The following is a 21140-nucleotide window of genomic DNA, read 5'->3' as shown; positions in this document are numbered from 1 at the left end:
TATTAACGGAGGTAACATCACATATGGCAGAAGTGAGCATTAACAAACTAGCCGAGAGTATTGGTACAACTGTTGATAAATTACTACAACAGTTAAAAGATGCAGGGATCACCAAAGCCGAGGGCGACCAAGTTACTGAATCCGAAAAGGCGACGTTGCTTGATCACCTAAGCAAGCAACACGGTGGCACTGGTTCAACCGGCCCTGAGCGTATGACTCTACAGCGTAAGAGTAAAAGCACGTTAAGTGTTAACTCATCTGGTAAAGCAAAGTCTGTATCTGTAGAAGTCCGTAAGAAGCGCACTTACGTTAAAAAGAGCGCAATCGAGCAGCAGAGAGAGGAAGAACGCTTAGCTGCAGAGGAAGCTGCGCGCAAAGAAGCAGAGTTAATGGCTCAGCAACAAGCAGAGCAACAGGCCAAAGTAGAAGCTGAGCGCAATGCGCGCGAAGAAGCGGAACGCAAGGCCGATGAGGAAGCCGAGCGCAAAGCTAAAGAAGAGGCGAAGCGACAAGCGGATGCTGAACGTCAAGCCAAAGATAAGCAGAGTAAAGAAGTGGATAGCGCGCAACAAATTAAAGAACGTCAAGAAGCTGAGCGTCTGCGTCAAGAAGCAGAAGCAGCAGCCCTGAAAAAGGCAGAAGAAGAAGCGAAACGTCAAGCGGAAGAAGCTCGCCGTCTAGCGGAAGAAAACGAAGCACGTTGGAAGGCGGAAGAAGAAGAGCGTCTTCGTCGAGAAGAAAGTGCTGATCACCACCTAACAACTTCTACTTACGCTCGTGAAGCGGAAGATGAGTCTGACGCACGTGAAGAGAAAAGCGCACGTCGTAAGAAGAAGAAAAAGCCAAGTGCGAAAGAAGAAGCAGCAGAAGCGAATGCGAAGAGGCTGAAAGGCAAAAAAGGTCGCTTAAAAGCGCCAACTTCATTACAGCATGGTTTCCAAAAGCCAGCGGCAGAAGTTAAACAAGAAGTACGTATCAGTGAAACTATCACTGTTGCAGAACTTGCTTCTCGTATGGCAGTTAAAGGCGCTGAAGTTGTTAAGACAATGATGAAGATGGGTGACATGGTTACCATTAACCAAGTTATCGATCAAGAAACTGCGCAGCTAGTGGCAGAAGAAATGGGTCACAAAGTTATTCTAGTGAAAGAAAACGAGCTGGAAGAAAAAGTACTAAGTGACCGCAGTGAAGAAGGTTCTCTTGAGCCACGAGCGCCGGTAGTAACGGTAATGGGTCACGTTGACCACGGTAAAACGTCAACGCTTGACTACATTCGTAAAGCAAAAGTTGCTGACGGCGAGGCCGGTGGTATTACTCAGCATATCGGTGCTTACCATGTTGAGACGGACAGTGGCATGGTCACTTTCCTAGATACTCCTGGACACGCGGCGTTTACGTCGATGCGTGCTCGTGGTGCGAAAGCAACCGACATCGTTGTACTTGTTGTTGCAGCGGACGATGGTGTAATGCCTCAGACGAAAGAAGCGGTACAACACGCGAAAGCGGCCGAAGTACCACTTATCGTTGCTGTGAACAAAATGGATAAAGAGGGTATTGACCCTGACCGCGTTAAGAATGAGCTTGCTCAACTAGATGTAATCCCAGAAGACTGGGGTGGTGAAACGCAGTTTGTTCATATCTCAGCGAAGACTGGTCTTGGTATTGATGAGCTACTAGAAGCTATCTTAATGCAATCTGAGCTATTAGAATTACAAGCTTCTAAAGAAGGCATGGCGTCTGGTGTGGTAATCGAATCTCGCCTTGATAAAGGTCGTGGTCCAATCGCTTCTGTACTTGTTCAATCAGGTACCCTAAACCAAGGTGATATCGTACTTTGCGGTCTTGAATATGGTCGTGTTCGCGCGATGAAAGACGAAAACGGTAAAGACATTAAATCAGCGGGTCCTTCAATTCCAGTAGAGATCTTAGGTCTTTCTGGCGTACCAGCTGCTGGTGACGAAGCGACAGTAGTTCGTGATGAGCGTAAAGCACGTGAAGTGGCACTATACCGTCAAGGTAAGTTCCGCGAAGTGAAGCTTGCTCGTCAGCAGAAAGCGAAGCTTGAGAACATGTTCTCTAACATGACTGAGGGCGACGTATCTGAAGTGAACATCGTACTGAAAGCAGACGTTCAAGGTTCTATCGAAGCAATCGCTGATTCATTGACTAAACTGTCTACAGATGAAGTTAAAGTGAAGATCGTAGGCTCTGGTGTTGGTGGTATTACTGAAACGGATGCAACACTTGCAGCGGCTTCTAACGCTATTATGGTTGGCTTTAACGTACGTGCGGACGCTTCGGCACGTAAAGTTATTGATACTGAGAACCTAGACTTACGTTACTACAGCGTTATCTACAACTTAATCGAAGAAGTAAAACAAGCAATGACAGGTATGCTTGCACCAGAATTTAAGCAAGAGATCATTGGTCTTGCTGAAGTTCGTGACGTGTTCAAGTCGCCTAAGATCGGTGCTGTTGCAGGTTGTATGGTAACTGAAGGTGTGGTTAAACGTAGTGCGCCAATCCGTGTACTTCGTGATAATGTTGTTATTTACGAAGGTGAGCTTGAGTCACTACGTCGCTTTAAAGATGACGTTGCTGAAGTTCGTAGCGGTATGGAATGTGGTATCGGCGTTAAGAACTACAACGACGTTAAAGTCGGTGACCAAATCGAAGTATTTGAAACTGTACAGGTAGAGCGTACGCTTTAATTGTAAGTTATTAAAATACTTGAGATGGGGGCACTAGCCCCCATTTGTGATCTCATAGATTTTGAAATTTTAAGTGGTGAAAATGAGAGAATTTTCTCGTACAGATCGCGTAGCACAGCAAATTCAAAAAGAAATTGCGGTGATCCTACAGCGCGAAATTAAAGATCCAAGATTGGGTATGGTAACAGTGTCAGCTGTTGAGGTATCACGCGATCTTTCTTATGCAAAAGTATTCATTACTGTGTTGAATACGAGTGATGAAGACAAAACTAAGCAAAGTGCGGCTATTCTGAATGAAGCAACCGGTTATATCCGCTCGCTTCTTGGCAAGCGTATCCGTGCGCGTATCATGCCTGAGCTTAAATTTGTTATTGATAACTCCCTAATGGAAGGTATGCGTATTTCTAACTTGGTTGACTCTGTGATCAGAGAAGACAACGCAAAGCGTGGTCCTGAGTCTGGAGATAAAGACCAAGAGGAAGAGTAATGGCGCGTCGCACCAAAGGCCGTGCGATCGACGGCATTCTGTTATTAAATAAACCGCAAGGTATTTCTTCTAACAAAGCACTACAGCAAGCAAAGGGCATTTATTTCGCTCAAAAAGCGGGCCACACCGGTGCTTTGGATCCGCTGGCAACAGGTATGTTGCCAATTTGCTTTGGAGAAGCGACTAAGTTTACCCAGTTTTTGCTTGATACTGACAAAACCTACGTGGTGAGAGCGCAGCTGGGTGAGCGCACGACGACATCAGATTCTGATGGTGAAATTGTTGAAACGCGACCAGTAAATGTAACACTTGAGCAGTTAGAGCAAGAAATTGCCAGCTTCTTGGGGGTATCTGATCAGTACCCTTCGATGTATTCGGCGCTCAAATATCAGGGCCAACCGCTATACAAATATGCCCGCGAAGGCATCGAAGTACCGCGAAAATGTCGCAAGATTAATGTTTATCGTATTACGTTAGATGAATATGACGAGCAAACTCAACAAATTCAAATGACGGTGCATGTGTCTAAGGGCACTTATATTCGTACGATAGTCGATGATTTGGGGGAAAAGCTTGGCTGTGGTGCGCATGTCATTATGTTACACCGTAGTGAAGTTGGTCATTACCCTAGCGACAAAATGATTACCTTAGTCGAGTTAGAAGCGTTACTTGAGAAAGCAAAAGCGGAAGAAGTTGCGCCTTCGACTTATCTCGATGAATTATTGTTGCCGATGGATACCGCTTTGGTCGATTTGAGCGTTGTTGATATTAGTGCTGAGCAAGGCGTTGCTTTTGGTCATGGGCAAACCGTTGCTGTCGAAAATTTACCAGACGGTATTGTTAAAGTGGTTGCTGATGGTAAGTTTGTTGGGATTGGCGAGCGTAATCCACAAGGATTATTGAAAGCAAAACGCGCGCTATCTTCCGCTCAGCCGGAATCACAATAAAATCTTCCTATGCAAGGGGAGTTTATGCTGGTATAATCCGCCAGCTTCCGCTTTGGCTGAATTAGTGATCGGCTGAAGCATTACTAAACTTATTTTGGAGTTATTATGTCACTAAGCAATCAAGAAAAAGCAGAAATCGTAGCAAAGTTCGCACGCGCAGAAGGTGATACAGGTTCACCAGAAGTACAAGTTGCACTTCTAACTGCTGACATCAACAAGCTACAAGGTCACTTCGCTAACCACAAGCAAGATTTCCACTCACGTCGTGGTCTTCTACGTAAAGTTAGCCAACGTCGTAACCTTCTTGACTACCTAAAAGGCAAGAGCGTTGACCGTTATGCTGCACTAATCAAAGAGCTTGGCCTACGTCGCTAATATTTTTGATTTCTTGTTGGAAATTTATCCAACAGTAAAAAAGGGGCTAATTAGCCCCTTTTTTTGTGGCTGTTCTATCAGTATACTTACAGCCGTTTAAAAATACTTTTAAACAAGCGTCAATCGGATTTCCAATTGTAGTGCTTAAGTAAATTATGGTGAGTTTATTTAAGACTGTGATTGGTCCCCGTTGACGTTGAAAACAATTTAGTAAGGAAAATATTGTGCAAGCAATTATTAAAGAATTTCAACTAGGTCAACACACGGTGACTCTAGAGACAGGTGCTATCGCACGTCAAGCTGACGGCGCAGTACTTGCAAGCATTGGTGATACTTCGGTACTTGTTACTGTTGTAGGAAGAAGAGAAGCGGCTCCTGGCCAAGACTTTTTCCCACTAACGGTTAACTACCAAGAAAAAATGTACGCTGCGGGTCGTATCCCTGGTGGTTTCTTGAAGCGTGAAGGTCGTCCTTCAGACGGTGAAACACTAACCGCTCGTCTAATCGACCGTCCAATTCGTCCTCTATTCCCAGACGGCTTTGTAAACGAAGTTCAGGTTATCGCGACAGTGGTTTCTGTAAACCCTGAGATCCAACCAGATATCGTTGCTTTGATTGGTACTTCAGCAGCGCTAGCTATCTCTGGCATTCCATTCAATGGCCCTCTAGGTGCCGCGCGCGTTGGTTTCATCGATGGTCAATACGTACTTAACCCTACGTTAAAAGAGCTAGAGACAAGTAAGCTTGACCTAGTTGTTGCTGGTACTGAAAACGCAGTACTAATGGTTGAATCAGAAGCTGAAGTGTTAACTGAAGAAGAAATGCTTGGCGCTGTTGTATATGGTCACGAGCAATCACAAGCTATCATCAAAGCAATCGAAGAATTCCGCGCTGAAGCTGGTAAAGCTGCATGGGATTGGACAGCACCTGAAAAAGATTTAACACTAGCTGAAAAAGTCGCTGCAATTGCAGAGCAAAAAGTAGGTGATGCTTACCGTATTACCGACAAAGTTGCACGTAAAGAAGCACTTTCTGAAGCAAAAGCAGAAGTCATTGAAAAGCTAGGCGCTGAAGTTGCTGAAGGCGAGTCACTAGACGAGCAAGTGGTAGGTAAAACATTCAGCTCACTTGAGAAGAAAATTGTACGTAGCCGTATCATTGCTGGCGAAAAACGTATCGACGGTCGTGAACCAGATATGGTTCGTGCGCTAGACGTGATGACGGGTGTACTGCCACGTACTCACGGTTCTGCAATCTTTACTCGTGGTGAAACTCAGGCACTTGTAACAGCAACCCTTGGTACTGAACGTGACGCGCAGATGCTAGATGACCTAACTGGTACTCACAAGCATCACTTTATGCTTCACTATAACTTCCCTCCATTCTGTGTAGGTGAAACGGGTTTTGTAGGGTCTCCTAAGCGTCGTGAAATCGGCCACGGTAACCTAGCTAAGCGTGGTATTGCGGCAGTAATGCCAACACTGGCTGAATTCCCATATTCAGTACGTGTAGTATCTGAAATCACTGAATCAAACGGTTCATCTTCAATGGCATCAGTATGTGGTACTTCACTTGCGCTAATGAACGCTGGTGTTCCAGTTAAAGCGTCAGTTGCTGGTATCGCGATGGGTCTAGTGAAAGAAGGCGAAGATTTCGTTGTACTTTCTGACATCCTTGGTGATGAAGATCACTTAGGTGATATGGACTTTAAAGTAGCGGGTACAGCAAACGGTGTAACTGCACTACAAATGGATATCAAGATTGAAGGTATCACCAAAGAAATCATGCAGATCGCGCTTCGCCAAGCGAAAGCAGCGCGTCTACACATCCTAGGTGTGATGGACCAAGCGATTTCTGCACCTTCTGAAGAGCTATCTGAGTTCGCTCCACGTATCTACACTATGAAGATCCCTGCGAAGAAGATTGCTGAAGTTATCGGTAAAGGTGGTGCAACAATTCGCCAGCTTACTGAAGAAACAGATACAACGATTGAAATTGAAGACGACGGTACTATCAAGATCGCTGCAACGAATGGTAATAGCGCACAAGCTGCTATTTCACGTATCGAAGCGCTTACAGCAGAACTTGAAGTTGGTACGCTTTACACTGGTAAAGTTATCCGTATCGTAGACTTCGGTGCGTTTGTAAACGTACTTCCTGGTAAAGATGGCCTAGTGCACATCTCACAAATCAGTGAAGAGCGCGTAAATAACGTTTCAGATCACTTAACTGTTGGTCAAGAAGTTAAAGTTAAAGTACTTGAAGTTGACCGCCAAGGCCGTGTTCGCTTAAGTATCAAAGAAGCACAAGAGAAAAAAGCTGAGCAGCCTAAAGAAGAAGGCGCTGAGTAATCTCTGCAAAGCTTTGCATAGAATAGAAGTGTAAAGGGGCTGAATAGCCCCTTTTTTTATGCTTTAATGCTGTTTGACTCAAAATGATGAAACAAAACTGAGTTTATCTGGTCAATAGAGAACTAGGCAAAGTTATAGTACATAACCTGAGCTGCGGATAATTAATGCCTTTCTAGCAGAAAGTTTTAGCGCTAACTGCGTTGAATTCACTTCCAATAGCCAGCTATTGGTGCGTAAATTCGCCTTGTTTTCCCTAAAGCTCTCTGGCTAGACAAGGAGAAAACTAAGTTGTGCTTTAGCAACAATGAGTTGGAACATTCCTTATCCAAACCTCAGGTTACATAATCAGATTGTTGGTATACCTGTGCAAAGACTCTAAACGGGCAAATGCCATTGAATGAGGAAGGAAATGAAGTTAGCGAAAATAGTTGTGCCATTAGTGCTAATGGGGCTGGTAGGATGTAAAAGCACGCAGCCAGAGGCCACTAAAAACATTGTAAATGTTCCGCTTGCAGTACCACTTCAAGCCAATTTCCGTAATGAAATTGCCATTGCTCGATTTAACGAGTTACTCTTGCAGCCGGATATGGCAAATGAGCAACGCGCGCAGCTACTATACAATCGCGGTATGCTGTACGATAGCATTGGTTTGCAAACCCTTGCTCGTATTGACTTCAATCGCGCCGTAAAAATTAAGCCAGATCTCGCTGAAGTATATAACTTCCTAGGTATTCACCAAACGCTAGAGCAAAATTATGGCCGGGCATATGAAATGTTTGATGCTGTGCTAGAGCTCGACGAGCAACATGAATATGCCTATTTAAATCGTGGTATCGCATTGTATTACGGTGAAAGAGCCGATTTAGCTGTAAAAGATTTTGAAGCCTTTTTGGCGCGTGCTCCAAAAGATGCGTACCGTGCTATGTGGCTGTATATTGCTCAGCAGCAAGTAGACGATGCGCTTGCTAAGCAGACATTGGCGGCAAATAGCCAAGCATTAGACCCTGACGAGTGGTCGTCTCAGTTAGTTGCATTGTATTTGGGGACTTTATCTGAAGAAGCATTTCTTGCGCAGATCTCTGAGGGCGTGAGCACCCAAGAAGAGTATGCGCAGCGTCTCTGTGAGGCCTATTTTTATCTGGCTAAGCAATATCAGACCCAAGGGGACTTAGCCTCTGCGATTAGCTATTTTAAGCTCGCATTGGCAACCAATGTATATGAGTTTGTAGAACATAAATACGCCCGTCTTGAGCTTGATTTACTTGCCCAGTTGAATGACGAACAAGACGCGAGCTAAACACCTTTTTATTTTTATGCTTATAGGGCTGCTGTTTTCAAGCAGCCCTAATTATGCACACCTCTCTATCGCGCAAAAATCAGCACTTGTCGTCGCCAATCCAAATAGCTATTTTGCCATTGCACCGGCGCTTGAGGTGTTACCCTCACAAGCAAGTGCACAATTAGTAAAAGCCATTGCAGGCCTAAAGCAACCAAGTTGGGAGTTTGAACGGCTACAGCGCGATTTGAGTGCTCAACAGAAAAATAGCACTAAGCTGCTTTTACTCGATACTTGGTCTCGTTTAAATCGTCAGCAGCGTCAGCAAGTGTCCGAGCAGTTAGTATCACTTGGCCGATATCACTTGCTTTATGCGCTTTCAAAACGCTACGCGTTAAACCCAGAACTCACTTCGTTGCTCGCGGTGTGGCAAGGAAAGCCTGTTACGACATTTTTGAATAATCCCTATTTAAGACTGTTTCAGACTCTCTCAGAGCGTCAGCATTCAAGTGCGTCTTGTCAGTTTAATCTTGCATTAATCGCCAGTAATTTAGATGGTTTGCAGCGTTTACAAGTGCTTAAACATGCTTATGAGCAACAACCAGAGCCAGCCAAAGGCGTATATTGTTTATCTAAACCGATATATGCGGCGAACAAACTTAGTTGTAAGAGGCAAAGGGGATTTGCAATGTGCGACTTACGATACGAGCAGGGCTTGTCAAAATACGATCACTTGGTGTTTATGGCAACGGAGGGGCTTGCTAATGTCAGCGGTAAGCACATGACTTTGAGCGCCACCAGCACTTACAACACGCTGGTACACGAGCTTATGCACTTTAGTGGTTTTGAAGATGAATACCCAGTACCAGCTAAAAAAGCAAAATGGCTTTGCGCGACTTCAGGGCAAAAGGCACCAAATCTTTACGTTGGTGACCACGCACCGAACAATTGGGTGCCAAGTCGCACCTGCGAGTTAGGTAAATTTTCCTCATATAAACCCTCGAATAGTCACTCTTTGCTCGAATATCAATCAATTAAGTTAGATGCAAATTACCGTCAAAGGTGGTTAGCAGTACTGAATTCAATACGTTTAGAAGATAAAATAGCGGTTAATTCGGCTGAATAGTTTTGAACTTATTCTGAATAGTTTGTTAAGGTTGGCTAAAATAGCATCAGCTAGAAAGTGAAACTCTAGACAACTCAAACACTAATCAAGTATAACAGGGTTCATGTACGTGTGGTTAATGTGTACCGATCGCTCCAACTTGGAAGGGGGAATGTCACATTAATCTAAACGAGCCATAACGACGCAAATAAAAGGTTTCATCTATGACTTTATTTTGGATACCCTTGCTATCCTTAATTGGCAGTTTTATCTCTGCATTTACGGGAAAGCTTTCTCGTAATCAGTCGACTGCTATAACCTTAGTAGCGCCAGCAGTGGCAATTTTACTTGCTGTTGATCTCGCTCCTGCCGTTTTCGCAGGAGAGACTATTCGGTACACATTTGAATGGGTTCCGCTTCTAGATATTAACATCGCGTTTAGACTGGATGGTCTTGCGTTGCTGTTCGTTTTCATGATCTTGGGCATTGGTATGCTGGTTATCTTCTATGCCAGATACTACCTTAGCAGTAATGATTCCATGCCTAAACTTTATGCTTACTTAATGCTCTTTATGACCGCCATGCTTGGTATCGTTATGTCTAATAACGTATTACAGCTTTGGTTATTCTGGGAGCTTACCAGTATTAGTTCATTTTTACTTATTAGCTATTGGTGGCATAAGTCAGAGGCCCGCAAAGGGGCGAAAATGGCACTTGCGATCACTGGTGGTGGCGGTTTAGCACTGCTTGCCGGCTTGATGTTGATAGGAGATATTGTAGGTAGTTATAACCTGGATGTGATTTTATCGAGTCGTGAGCTTATTCAATCCCATGCATTATATGAAGTGGCGTTAATCCTTGTGCTACTGGGCGCATTTACCAAGTCCGCACAGTTTCCATTCCATTTCTGGTTACCGCACGCGATGGCTGCACCAACGCCTGTAAGTGCGTACTTACACTCTGCGACTATGGTGAAAGCTGGAATATTCTTACTGGCGCGCTTTTATCCTGCGCTGGCGGGTACAGAGCTGTGGTTTATTCTCGTTGGCTTAACTGGCTTAGCGACGCTGCTCGTTGGCGCTTATATTGCGTTATTTAAACATGATCTAAAAGGTCTTTTGGCGTTTTCAACGATCAGTCATTTAGGCCTTATTACTTTATTACTTGGTCTGGATACCGAACTTGCGACTGTTGCAGCGGTTTTCCATATTATCAACCACGCAACGTTTAAGGCTTCTTTATTCATGGCGACGGGGATCATCGACCATGAAACGGGCACTCGTGATATGCGTAAACTCAACGGTATGTGGCGATTTATGCCCTATACCGCAACGCTTGCGATGGTTGCCGCTTCTGCAATGGCTGGGGTGCCGCTACTTAATGGTTTCTTGTCAAAAGAAATGTTCTTTGCCGAGACGCTACACCAGCAACTTCTGGGCTCTATGTCGTGGTTGATTCCAATTTTGGCGACAATCGCCGGTGCATTCTCTGTTGCGTATTCGGCGCGATTTATTCATGACGTATTCTTCAACGGAGATCCAATTGATTTACCCAAGGAGCCGCATGAAGCGCCACGCTATATGCGTTTTCCAATCGAAATCTTGGTCGCTTTATGTTTGATAGTCGGCATGTTCCCTAACTTTATCGTTGATGGCATGTTAAAGACAGCATCAAGTGCGGTATTAGGGGAGGCTGCGCCAACCTTTGAGGTTGCTATTTGGCATGGCTTTAACTTACCACTGCTCATGAGTGGCCTTGCGGTATGTGGTGGTTTATTAATTTATACTCAGCGCAAATATCTATTCCAATTCCAAGCTTCATTACCGCCAATGAACGCTAAGAAAACGTTTGAACGCACTATGTACAACATTGTGTCTTGGAGTCGCGCGCGCGTAAACGCAATAGAAAATGGTTCGTTACAGCGTTATCTGATGCTGATGTTTATCGTTGTGCTGGTGAGTGCAGGCTGGCCATTGTTTGAAATGTCACAGTTAGTGGGTAATTTAGAGCCGACGCCAATTGACGTACATAACGGTATTGGTGCTGGTTTATTAATGATTGGAGCGATTGGCACGGTTATCTGGCATCGTACTCGTATGGTTGCACTGCTAATGATTTCGGTTGTTGGTCTCATGGTGTCGGTTGCCTTTACGCGCTTCTCAGCACCGGATCTGGCACTTACTCAGTTAACGGTAGAAGTAGTGACCATTATTCTGTTGATGCTTGCGTTATTCTTCTTACCGCAAAGAACGCCGAAGGAGTCTAGTTCTATTCGCGTACTCCGTGATATGGGTATTGCTTCAGCAATTGGTGTGATCATCGGAAGTATCAGTTACGCCTTGATCACAAGGCCATTGGATAGTATTTCTGAGTTCTTTATTGCAAACGCCAAAGTTGGCGGTGGCGGGACGAATGTCGTTAACGTTATCTTAGTGGATTTCCGTGGTTTTGATACGCTAGGTGAAATTACTGTACTGGGTATTGCGGCACTAGGGATTTATAAGTTACTGATTAATTTGCCATTGTTTATGCCTGGCAGTGACAGTGAAGGTAGACCTTGGGCGAAAGAAAGATATCCGCTACTGCTGGCAAGTATTTCACAAAGCTTATTGCCTTTGGCATTGCTGGTCTCGGTTTATATTTTCTTGCGCGGCCACAATCTACCGGGTGGTGGATTTATCGCGGGCCTAATCACGGCGATAGCCTTTATTTTACAATACATTGCTCATGGTTCGAATTGGATTGCAGAGCGCTTTGATGTCAATTACCGCAAGATTATTGCAACGGGTATCGCTATTTCTCTAGCAACCGGTGTGGGAAGTTGGTTCTTTGGCAAACCATTCTTAACCTCATGGTTTGATTATTTTGATATCCCATTGGTAGGTAAAACTGAGCTGGCAAGTGCCATCGCATTCGACCTTGGTGTTTATATCACCGTGGTAGGTGCAACGCTGATGATTTTGGCGAGCCTAGGTAAAGTAACGGCAAATGCGCCCAAAGAAGAGGTGAATATTTAATGGAATTGCTTTATGCATCGTGCGTGGGCTTGCTAGTAGCCTGTGGCGTATTTTTGATTCTACGAGCAAGAACATTCCCTGTTGTTCTTGGTTTAACTATGTTGTCTTATGCGGTCAACTTGTTTTTGTTCGCATCGGGTAGATTGACCTTAAACAAAGCTGCAGTGCTTGGTTATAGCAGTGAGTATGCAGATCCACTGCCGCAAGCCTTGGTATTGACGGCAATTGTTATCGGGTTCGCGATGACGGCATTTGTCGTGATCTTAGCTATTCGCGGTCGTTCTGATTTGGGTAATGACCATGTAAATGGCATTGTTCCTGACAAAAAGGGTAAAGCATGATCCAACATTTGACTTCTTTACCTATTTTATTACCTATGTTGGCAGGGGTGATCCTGCTGATGCCACCGTGTGGTAAGAACTTAGCGATTAGGCGTAAAGTTTCAGTACTCATGTCGCTAATTACGTTTGCAGTTTGTGCCTCACTTTTACTACATGTTCAGCAGTCTGGCATTCAGGTTTATGCGATTGGTAACTGGCAAGCACCGTTTGGTATTGTGTTAGTTGCTGATCAACTTTCGACTCTGTTAGTCAGCTTAACCGCTTTGTTGTGTTTTGTGTGTTCGCTGTATAGCTGTGCCGGAGACGACGAACGAGGAAGTTTCTTCCATCCGTTACTGCACTTTTTGGTGATGGGGGTAAATGGCGCCTTCTTAACTGGTGACGCGTTCAACTTATTTGTATTCTTTGAGATTTTGTTGATAGCGTCTTATGCGCTGTTAATGCATGGTGGCGATAAGCACAATACCCGTGCTTCACTGCAATACGTGATCCTAAATCTAGTAGGTTCGTCGGTATTTTTGATTGCATTAGGTATCTTGTACGGTGTGCTTGGTACCCTAAACATGGCGGATATGGCATATAAGATCACCTTCTTACAAGGAGATGATGTTTATCTTGCTAAAATTGGTGGCTTGTTATTATTGGTTGTATTTGCGCTAAAAGGTGCCTTGCTACCGCTTCATCTATGGCTGCCAAACACCTATGCAACCGCGTTACCTGTTGTAGCTGCTTTATTTGCAATCATGACTAAAGTGGGTGTGTATTCTATGATGCGTGTGTATACACTGATTTTTGGCGATCAAGCTGGTGAATTAAGTCATATGGCACAAGAGTGGCTATGGTGGCTCGCTCTGGCGACTATCGTCATGGGTGGGATTGGCGTACTTGCTAGTCAAGATTTGCGTAAGCTGTCTGCAAATTTAGTGGTGGTGTCAGTTGGCACTCTAGTGGCATTAGTCGCCGTACAAACGGTAAATAGCAGCGCTGCAGCCATTTACTATTTAGTGCATTCGACATTAGTGTCTGCTGCTTTGTTCTTACTTGCTGATTTAGTGGGGAAACAAAGGGGGAAAGTCGCTGATAGGATCACCGCGGGTCGCCCAGTAGTTCAACCTATGTTACTTGGCATCATGTTTGCAATTGCGGCAATCACTGTGATTGGTATGCCGCCGTTATCAGGCTTTATTGGCAAAGTATGGATCTTAAAGTCGACCATCGAGTCGAGTCACACGTATTGGTTTTGGGCGGTGTATTTGTTAGTAAGCTTAGCGGTATTAGTAAGTGTCTCAAAAGCTGGTAGCACAGTGTTTTGGCATCATACAGGTAAGGTCGATACACAATCGGCAGAAAAAGCGCACCCAGCCCAAATTATCGCAATTCTTACCTTGATAACTTGTGCGCCGTTAATGGTGATTTTTGCCGGTCCATTGACTGATTACGCATTGTCGGCAGCCGACTCTTTACACGACTTTTCTAGCATGACGAATGCTGTGTTAAAAGGAGCGAAATAGATGCGTTTAGAAGCAAGGTTTAAATGGCTACCAACTCCATTTCGCAGCTTACTGCTATTTACTGTGTGGTTATTGATGAATAATAGTGTGTCAGCTGGGCATATTATTCTCGCGACTATTCTAGCGATTGTGATCCCGCTTATTACCTATCGGTTTAGAACTAAGCAGCCACTGATCATTAAGCCATGGCGTGCGTTTACTCATTTGCTGTTGGTGCTTTACGATATCATCACAGCCAACGTTGAGGTTGCGATAAAGATCTTAGGACCAACGAAGAAATTGCGCCCCGGTTTCGTGTTGGTGCCGCTCGATATAGATCAAGCTATGCCAATCACTATTTTAGCCAGCACGGTATCTTTAACTCCTGGCACCGTAAGTGCTGAGGTATACCCTTGGCCTGAGTCTGTAAAAAGTGGCGAAAAACCAGAACGTAAATACTTATTGATCCACGTGTTAGATCTTACGGATGAGCAAGCGTTGATTGATACTATTAAATCTCGTTATGAAGCGCCATTGAAGGAGATTTTTGAATGCTAGAAACTGTAATTCTTATTGTCTTTGCGATGATAGGTGTATCACTTTTGCTAAATCTTTGGCGTTTGGTTGTTGGACCTTCAATTCCAGATAGAATTTTAGCGCTCGATACCATGTACATAAATACCATTGCGCTTATTATTCTTTACGGAATGAGTATGGGAACTGCATTGTACTTTGAAGCCGCATTATTAATAGCAATGCTTGGTTTTGTAAGTACGGTTGCGGTATGTAAGTATTTGCTACGCGGCGACATCATAGAATAGGAGAGCGATATGTCGGAATGGATAATTTCCATTTTATTACTGTTAGGTGGTGCGTTTGTATTGATAGGCTCTATTGGTCTTGTGAAAATGCCTGACTTTTTTATGCGTCTCCACGGTCCTACAAAGGCCACAACGCTTGGAATGGCGTGCTTATTGACCTCGGCAATGGTGTATTTTAGTACCACGACTGATGGTGTGAGTGTAAAGGAAATCTTGATTTCAATATTTTTGCTGCTCACTGCCCCTATTTCTGGATATATGCTGATTAAGTCAGCAATACATCACCGCTTGCCGAGTAATGAAAAGACGACAGGCAAAGACAAGATAAAAAAATAGTGCTTCGGCGCTATTTTTTTACCCATCACTTTATAATTTATTCCCTAAATAATCCCACTCAAGCATCATAAATTTCAGTACGTTATTAAATTTTTTGCTACAGTTAAAAAAGACTTCATAGTCGCCGATAAAAATAGGGGTCACTCGTTTTATCAAGTTGATGATGAACGTGCAGTGCAATTTGTTTGCATACTAAGTCTAAAAACTGGGAATGTTATGAAACAAGCTTCGATTAAAAACAAACTCTTATTCTTTGTAACAGCATTAGTAACGAGTTTGGTTGTTATATTAGTGACAACAATGTGGTTTCACCTTGCAGCAGAAAATACCAAGCAAAGTGAAGGGGTCCAACAAGCGATTTATGATGAAATATCCCAAGGTCTTATCGCTAAAGGCAATCAATATGGGCAACGTGTGGCTGGCTTTATCAATGAAGCCTATCGTGTTCCTTATACTTTGGCGGGTGTACTATCTCATACCGCCGAGCAGGATCCTCTGAGCCGTGAACAAGTGCAAGAAATTGTCAATGGTGCGCTAAAGCAAAATCGCTTTGTGTCTTCTATGTATGCACAGTTTGAACCGAATGGTTACGATGGCAATGATGCCAGTAATCAAGGTGGTTCGAGTCACTCTGTGCCGGGCGCTGGTACCTTAGAGCTCTACTTTACTCAAGAAGCCAATGGTCCGATGCAACAAAAAGTTGAGTCGGCAGAAGAAAAATATGCCGATGCAATCAATGAGTTTGGCCTACGAGAAGCCGAGTGGTATCTGTGCGCAAAAGATAAAGTAGCGCCGTGTATCATGGAGCCCTATTTATATGAAATTTCTCCGGGCAACAAAATGCTGATGACCTCATTGACCACACCAGTCGTGGTCAATCGTCAATTTAGAGGCTTAGTGGGCGTGGATGTAAATTTGCCGATTTTCCAAACCATGGTCGACGAGCTCTCAAACTCGCTTTACTCAGGAGCCGCTAAGGTAACCTTGTTAAGTGAGTTGGGTCTTGTTGTGGGTTCTAGTCACTACAAGAATTTAGCCCTCCCACTTGCTGAGTCGACAAAGTCAGATAGGGCTGAGGTGTTAAAATCGCTGCACACAGGTTCTGGGATTAAAGAGCTTGGTGAAGACTTAGTCGTAGCGGTACCGATTAAAATTGCGTTACCAAACACCACTTGGTCTCTAGTAATCGAACTACCTAAGGCAATTGCACTTAGTTCTGCCACAACGCTGCAAAGTCAGCTGGAGGAGTCGACAAACTCCGTTGGTCGCTGGATGCTCATTATCGGTATTGTTATTGCCGTTATTGGCATTGCCATTGCGGTGGTATTAGTGAACACAATTATCGGCCCGCTTACGCATATTCAGGAGCGGGTAGAGAACTTAGCTTCTAGCGAAGGCGATTTAACGCATGAACTAGAAGTGAGTCATCATGCTGAGTTGATTGCCTTGGCACATGGCTTTAACCGCTTTACTGATAAACTACGAAAGATGATTGATGACCTCAAAGGTCTTGCTGAATCTTCCTACGAGCAGTCGCATCGAACAACAGAAGCCGCGATAAACATCAAAAACAAAGTCGCTAATCAGCACTTAGAAATAGATAGCGTAGTTACTGCAATTAACGAACTCAGTGCAACTGCTTCAGAGGTGGCTCGGGCATCGGAAAAAGCGGCTGCAAGTACGAATCAGGCCGCAGATCAAGTTCAGCAAAGCGAACAAAGCATCATTAAAACGACCGAAACGGTGCAATCAATGGCGGATCAAGTTATTGATGCAAAACAAGCGGTCGTGAAGGTATCTGAGCGCAGTGATGATATTTCCAAAATACTAGAAGTGATCAGAGCCATTGCAGAACAAACTAATTTACTGGCCTTAAACGCAGCAATTGAAGCGGCAAGGGCGGGGGAGCAAGGGCGCGGCTTTGCGGTTGTTGCCGACGAAGTTCGAGCTTTGGCGTCAAAAACACAAGCATCGACGGACGACATTAGTAAACTAATAGATAACCTACAGAGTGAAGTCGCGAACTCAGGCCGGATCATTGAGAGCTCTGTGCAGCTAGGTGAAGACGCAGTGAGTTATTGCCAAGAATCGGCTAGGTTAATGAGTACGCTAGTTGCTGAGCTGACAAGCATTTCTAACGAAGTAACACAAATTGCTACGGCTGCGGAAGAGCAAAGTATGGTTACCGAAGAAATTAATACGAATACGACGGGCATTTCAGATGCCGCTGCTGAGCTTTCGAAGTTCGCAGATGAAGTAGAGCAAGCAGCCAGTTCAATGACGCTGATAGTCGAACAAAAACACAAGCAACTTAATTTATTAAGAACGTAAGTTTGTTGGTTTGCAAAGAGACTGGAGACAGTCTCTTTGCAGCTATGGTGTTTTTCGTCAAAATTCACTATGATAACTGTATCTATATACAGTTAAGCTAATCATGAAACTCTATATCGCAGAAAAACCCTCTTTAGGCCGAGCAATCGCCGATGTCTTACCAAAACCACATAAAAAACAAGATGGTTATATAGAAGTCGCGAATGGTGATGTGGTTTCTTGGTGTATAGGTCACCTGTTGGAACAAGCAGAACCTGAAGACTACGACGTCAAATACAAAAAATGGCAGTTTCATGATCTACCAATCGTGCCGACTCAATGGCAGTTCAAAGCAAAGCCAAAAACAAAAAAGCAGCTTAGCACTTTAAAAAAGTTACTCACAAAAGCCGATGAAATCTACCATGCTGGAGATCCTGATAGAGAAGGGCAATTGCTCGTGGACGAAGTATTTCAATTTGTAAACTTGCCTGAACGGAAAAGAGCAACGATCCGACGCTTGTTGATCAGTGATTTAAACCCACAAGCTGTGAAAAAGGCATTGGCTTCGACACGTTCTAATCAAGAATTTGTTCCTTTAAGTGTATCTGCACTTGCAAGAGCTAGAGCGGATTGGCTATTTGGGATGAATTTAACCAGAGCATTTACGTTGGCCGGGCAAAAAGCGGGAGTGAATACTGTTTTGTCGGTTGGCAGAGTGCAAACTCCGGTACTTGGTTTGGTTGTTAGAAGAGATCTAGAAATAGAGAACTTTGTATCTAAACCATTTTATGAGGTGATTGCACACATCAATAAACCAAATTGGGGTGTTTTTGAAGCTAAGTGGGTACCAAGTGAAGCATGTAAGCCCTATATGGACGAAGATGGGCGTGTTCTGGTTAAGGCCTTAGCCGAAAACGTTGCGGATCGGATCAGTCAAAAGCAAGCAACAATAAATAAGGTTGAAACAAAACCAAAAAAGATAAACCCGCCGTTACCCTATAACCTTTCTTCTTTGCAGATTGACGCAAATAAGCGCTACGGTTTATCGGCTCAGCAAGTGTTGGATATTTGTCAGGCACTTTATGAGAAACATAAATTGATCACTTACCCTAGATCAGATAACCGTTATCTACCACAAGAACATTTTGTTGAAAGAGAGCAAGTCATTGCGGCTGCCGAGCACAATCAGGGAATAGAAAGTAAGTTTATTAAGTTAGCTGACATGAATCTAAAAGGAGCGTGTTGGAATGATAAAAAGGTAGAAGCGCATCACGCTATCATTCCAACCACTAAAAAGCTCCGCAGTGCTCAGCTTGGGCATAGAGAGTTACAGGTCTATCAACTCATCTCTGTACAGTATCTTGCGCAATTCTTTCACCCCTACCGCTACAACGAAACTAAAGTGGAGTTGGAGATTAGTGGTGGTCAATTCAAAGCACAAGCGAAGCAAATAACAGATCAAGGATTCAAGATACTGTTTAAAGGTCATGAGGTCGAGAAAGAAAGCCTATTGCCGGAGTTACAGGTGGGAGAGCAACTTTTATGCGAGAAAGGTGAAGTTAAAGAAAAACAAACTCAGCCGCCAAAGCATTACACTGAAGCTACCTTATTAGGTGCGATGACAGGTATTGCACGGTTTGTTTCCGATCAATCTATCAAAAAGGTATTGAAAGACACTGATGGGCTTGGCACAGAGGCGACGCGGGCCGGAATTATTGAGCTTTTGTTTAGACGGCAGTTTCTTAGACGAGAAGGTAAGACGATATATTCTACGGCGCTGGGAAAAGCATTTATTCAAACCCTACCTGAGTCACTTTCATTACCAGATAGAACTGCGCTCTGGGAGTCATTGCTCGGAAAGATCGCCAATAAGGAAACGTCGTATAATCAATTTATGCAACCGCTTTGTGATGAGTTAGGTGGATTTATTGACAGCGCTCAGTCTATCAATACGAATGCACTGAAAGGTGTTCCTGTACCTGCATTTAAAAAACGTGGTGCAAGAAAGGGGAAATTTACCCGAAAGAGAAAGCCAAGCTCTGCATAATTGTTTTCTTGGCTTGGTTGTAAATTCAGATAGTGTCACTATATCAACCATATTAATTACTCAGACAGAAAATAGAATATGAGCAATAAAATCCAACTAACCCCTGAAAACATTCAGCAAGTAATAACCGATCCAAATCCAGAGAAAGTGTTATTGCTGACCTTTTATAGCAATCAAAATCCTGAATGTGTTCAGCAAGACCAAATATTGGAGAGGATAGCGGCAGCTTATAGTGAGCATATAACCGTAGGCGTTATTGATTGTGATGTCCAACAAGCGCTGGCATCTCAACTCGCTCAGCAAATTGGTTTACAAGCTTTGCCAACGATTGTGATTTTAAAAGGTGGTGCGCCAGTAGATATGCTGGCAGGGGCAAAAACAGAAGAAGAAATTAAAGAAGCTTTGTCTGAGCATTTACCATCACCTGAAGTTATTTTACTTGATCAAGCGAAGCAGTTCCTCGCAAGCGGTGACCTAAATAATGCCTTTGGTTATGCGAAGAAGGCATACGACATTGACAGTAGTAACACTCGGGTTAAGTTGGTGTTTGCGGATATCTGCATGCAAATTCAAAAATTTGATGAAGCTCAAGCGTTATTAGATTCTATAAATGAAGAACAGCGAGACCCGTATTACCACAATTTAGTCGCTAAATTGGCGCAAGCTGCGGCTGCACAAGATTCACCAGAGGTAAAGCGTCTAGAGCAAGCGGTGGAAGCTGAACCTGATTCATTAGACTTACGTTGTCAGTTAGCTCAAGCTCAGTTAGATGTGGGTAAAAAAGAAGAAGCATTGGCAAGCCTACTTATGGTGCTTAAGAAAGATATGAACTACGGTGAAGCCAAAAAGGGATTTTTAGATATTATCGCTTCGCTTCCTGATGGCGATAGTGTTGCTTCAGCATATCGACGAAAGCTATATAGTCTTCTTTACTAAAAGAATAGATAGTTGAATACCAAGATACAGGTGAAAATTTCTTCAACTGTATCTTGCATCCTCCCAAATTTGATCAATACTTATGATCCCTTCGCGAAAACTGGTGACAGTTTTATGAAGAAAATATTTCATTAATGTGGTTTTTAAGTGGTTTTGTGTGTTTTCTGTTCGAACAAACCTTTTTTATAAGTTTTAATGAAAAAAGGGGTTGCACTAAAATCGGATTTCCCTATAATGCGCATCCACCGACACGGGGAGCAGTGCTGAAAAGCAATGAGTCAACGAGTTAGTAGTCGAGTAAAACTTAGCTTTGAAAACTTAAGATAAAACTTCTCAAGAAATTCAAAAATAAGTGTTGACAAAAAATCGGGAGTGCTTAGAATGCACACCCCTCGAAACAACGAAATGTTTCGAAGTGTTCTTTAAAAATATGAAGCAATCATCTGTGTGGGCACTCGTACAAATTGAGTTCTAACAGCAGATTCTAGTTCGCTAGATGACGCAAACAAATTTAGAGTCTCAATTGTAACTGAGTGACTATATAGTCAATTCGTTTTGATTTTACTTTTTTGAAAAGTAGAAACAAACAA

Annotated in this window: 16 protein-coding genes; all 16 read left to right on the top strand. The window is 43.6% G+C overall.

Annotated features, from left to right (window positions below):
• Positions 1-23: 23 nt before the first annotated feature.
• The 16 genes from infB (at position 24) to L1271_RS20905 (ending at position 20550) form a co-directional block, all read left to right on the top strand.
• Positions 24-2711 carry a translation initiation factor IF-2 gene (gene infB, locus L1271_RS20980; protein WP_010607871.1) on the top strand — a complete coding sequence of 896 codons (2688 nt, stop codon included), beginning with the start codon at positions 24-26 and terminating at the stop codon, positions 2709-2711.
• Between the two features lie 82 nt (positions 2712-2793).
• The gene (rbfA, locus tag L1271_RS20975; RefSeq protein ID WP_010370823.1) at positions 2794-3198 is read left to right on the top strand and encodes a 30S ribosome-binding factor RbfA; all 405 of its coding nucleotides are present in this window, start codon (positions 2794-2796) and stop codon (positions 3196-3198) included.
• Positions 3198-4145, top strand: a complete 948-nt coding sequence (gene truB, locus L1271_RS20970; protein ID WP_102056361.1) for a tRNA pseudouridine(55) synthase TruB — start codon at positions 3198-3200, stop codon at positions 4143-4145. The genes rbfA and truB overlap by 1 nt, the downstream gene beginning before the upstream one ends.
• A 105-nt stretch (positions 4146-4250) precedes the next feature.
• Positions 4251-4520: a 30S ribosomal protein S15 gene (gene rpsO, locus L1271_RS20965; protein ID WP_010370825.1), complete on the top strand. Its 270-nt coding sequence runs from the start codon at positions 4251-4253 to the stop codon at positions 4518-4520.
• A gap of 224 nt (positions 4521-4744) precedes the next feature.
• Positions 4745-6871 (top strand): polyribonucleotide nucleotidyltransferase, encoded by a 2127-nt coding sequence (gene pnp, locus L1271_RS20960; RefSeq protein WP_010370826.1) that lies wholly within the window; start codon positions 4745-4747, stop codon positions 6869-6871.
• 409 nt (positions 6872-7280) lie between these two features.
• On the top strand, positions 7281-8168 hold the full coding sequence (nlpI, locus tag L1271_RS20955; protein WP_010607873.1) for a lipoprotein NlpI: 888 nt from the start codon (positions 7281-7283) through the stop codon (positions 8166-8168).
• On the top strand, positions 8146-9273 hold the full coding sequence (locus L1271_RS20950; RefSeq protein ID WP_102056362.1) for a hypothetical protein: 1128 nt from the start codon (positions 8146-8148) through the stop codon (positions 9271-9273). Before nlpI ends, L1271_RS20950 begins: the two co-directional genes overlap by 23 nt.
• A 203-nt stretch (positions 9274-9476) precedes the next feature.
• Entirely contained in the window at positions 9477-12269 is a 2793-nt protein-coding gene (locus tag L1271_RS20945; RefSeq protein WP_017217780.1) for a monovalent cation/H+ antiporter subunit A, read from the top strand.
• A complete protein-coding gene (locus L1271_RS20940) occupies positions 12269-12610 on the top strand; it encodes a Na+/H+ antiporter subunit C (protein WP_010370832.1) in 342 nt (113 codons plus the stop codon). Before L1271_RS20945 ends, L1271_RS20940 begins: the two co-directional genes overlap by 1 nt.
• Complete coding sequence (locus tag L1271_RS20935; protein ID WP_010370834.1) at positions 12607-14121, top strand: monovalent cation/H+ antiporter subunit D; 1515 nt, start codon at positions 12607-12609, stop codon at positions 14119-14121. The genes L1271_RS20940 and L1271_RS20935 overlap by 4 nt, the downstream gene beginning before the upstream one ends.
• Complete coding sequence (locus L1271_RS20930; protein ID WP_010607877.1) at positions 14122-14658, top strand: Na+/H+ antiporter subunit E; 537 nt, start codon at positions 14122-14124, stop codon at positions 14656-14658.
• The gene (locus L1271_RS20925) at positions 14652-14921 is read left to right on the top strand and encodes a K+/H+ antiporter subunit F (protein WP_010370838.1); all 270 of its coding nucleotides are present in this window, start codon (positions 14652-14654) and stop codon (positions 14919-14921) included. The genes L1271_RS20930 and L1271_RS20925 overlap by 7 nt, the downstream gene beginning before the upstream one ends.
• A 9-nt stretch (positions 14922-14930) precedes the next feature.
• A complete protein-coding gene (locus L1271_RS20920; protein ID WP_010370840.1) occupies positions 14931-15257 on the top strand; it encodes a Na+/H+ antiporter subunit G in 327 nt (108 codons plus the stop codon).
• A gap of 216 nt (positions 15258-15473) precedes the next feature.
• A complete protein-coding gene (locus L1271_RS20915) occupies positions 15474-17588 on the top strand; it encodes a methyl-accepting chemotaxis protein (RefSeq protein ID WP_235368707.1) in 2115 nt (704 codons plus the stop codon).
• A gap of 103 nt (positions 17589-17691) precedes the next feature.
• Positions 17692-19614 carry a DNA topoisomerase III gene (locus L1271_RS20910; RefSeq protein WP_010607879.1) on the top strand — a complete coding sequence of 641 codons (1923 nt, stop codon included), beginning with the start codon at positions 17692-17694 and terminating at the stop codon, positions 19612-19614.
• Between the two features lie 78 nt (positions 19615-19692).
• Positions 19693-20550, top strand: coding sequence for a tetratricopeptide repeat protein (locus tag L1271_RS20905; RefSeq protein ID WP_010607880.1), 858 nt, complete (start codon positions 19693-19695; stop codon positions 20548-20550).
• Positions 20551-21140 lie beyond the last annotated feature (590 nt).

Source organism: Pseudoalteromonas sp. OF5H-5, assembly GCF_021530695.1.
Classification (GTDB): Bacteria; Pseudomonadota; Gammaproteobacteria; order Enterobacterales; family Alteromonadaceae; genus Pseudoalteromonas.
The sequence above is the reverse complement of the archived record's forward strand: the minus strand, read 5'-3'. Positions and strand labels throughout refer to the sequence as shown.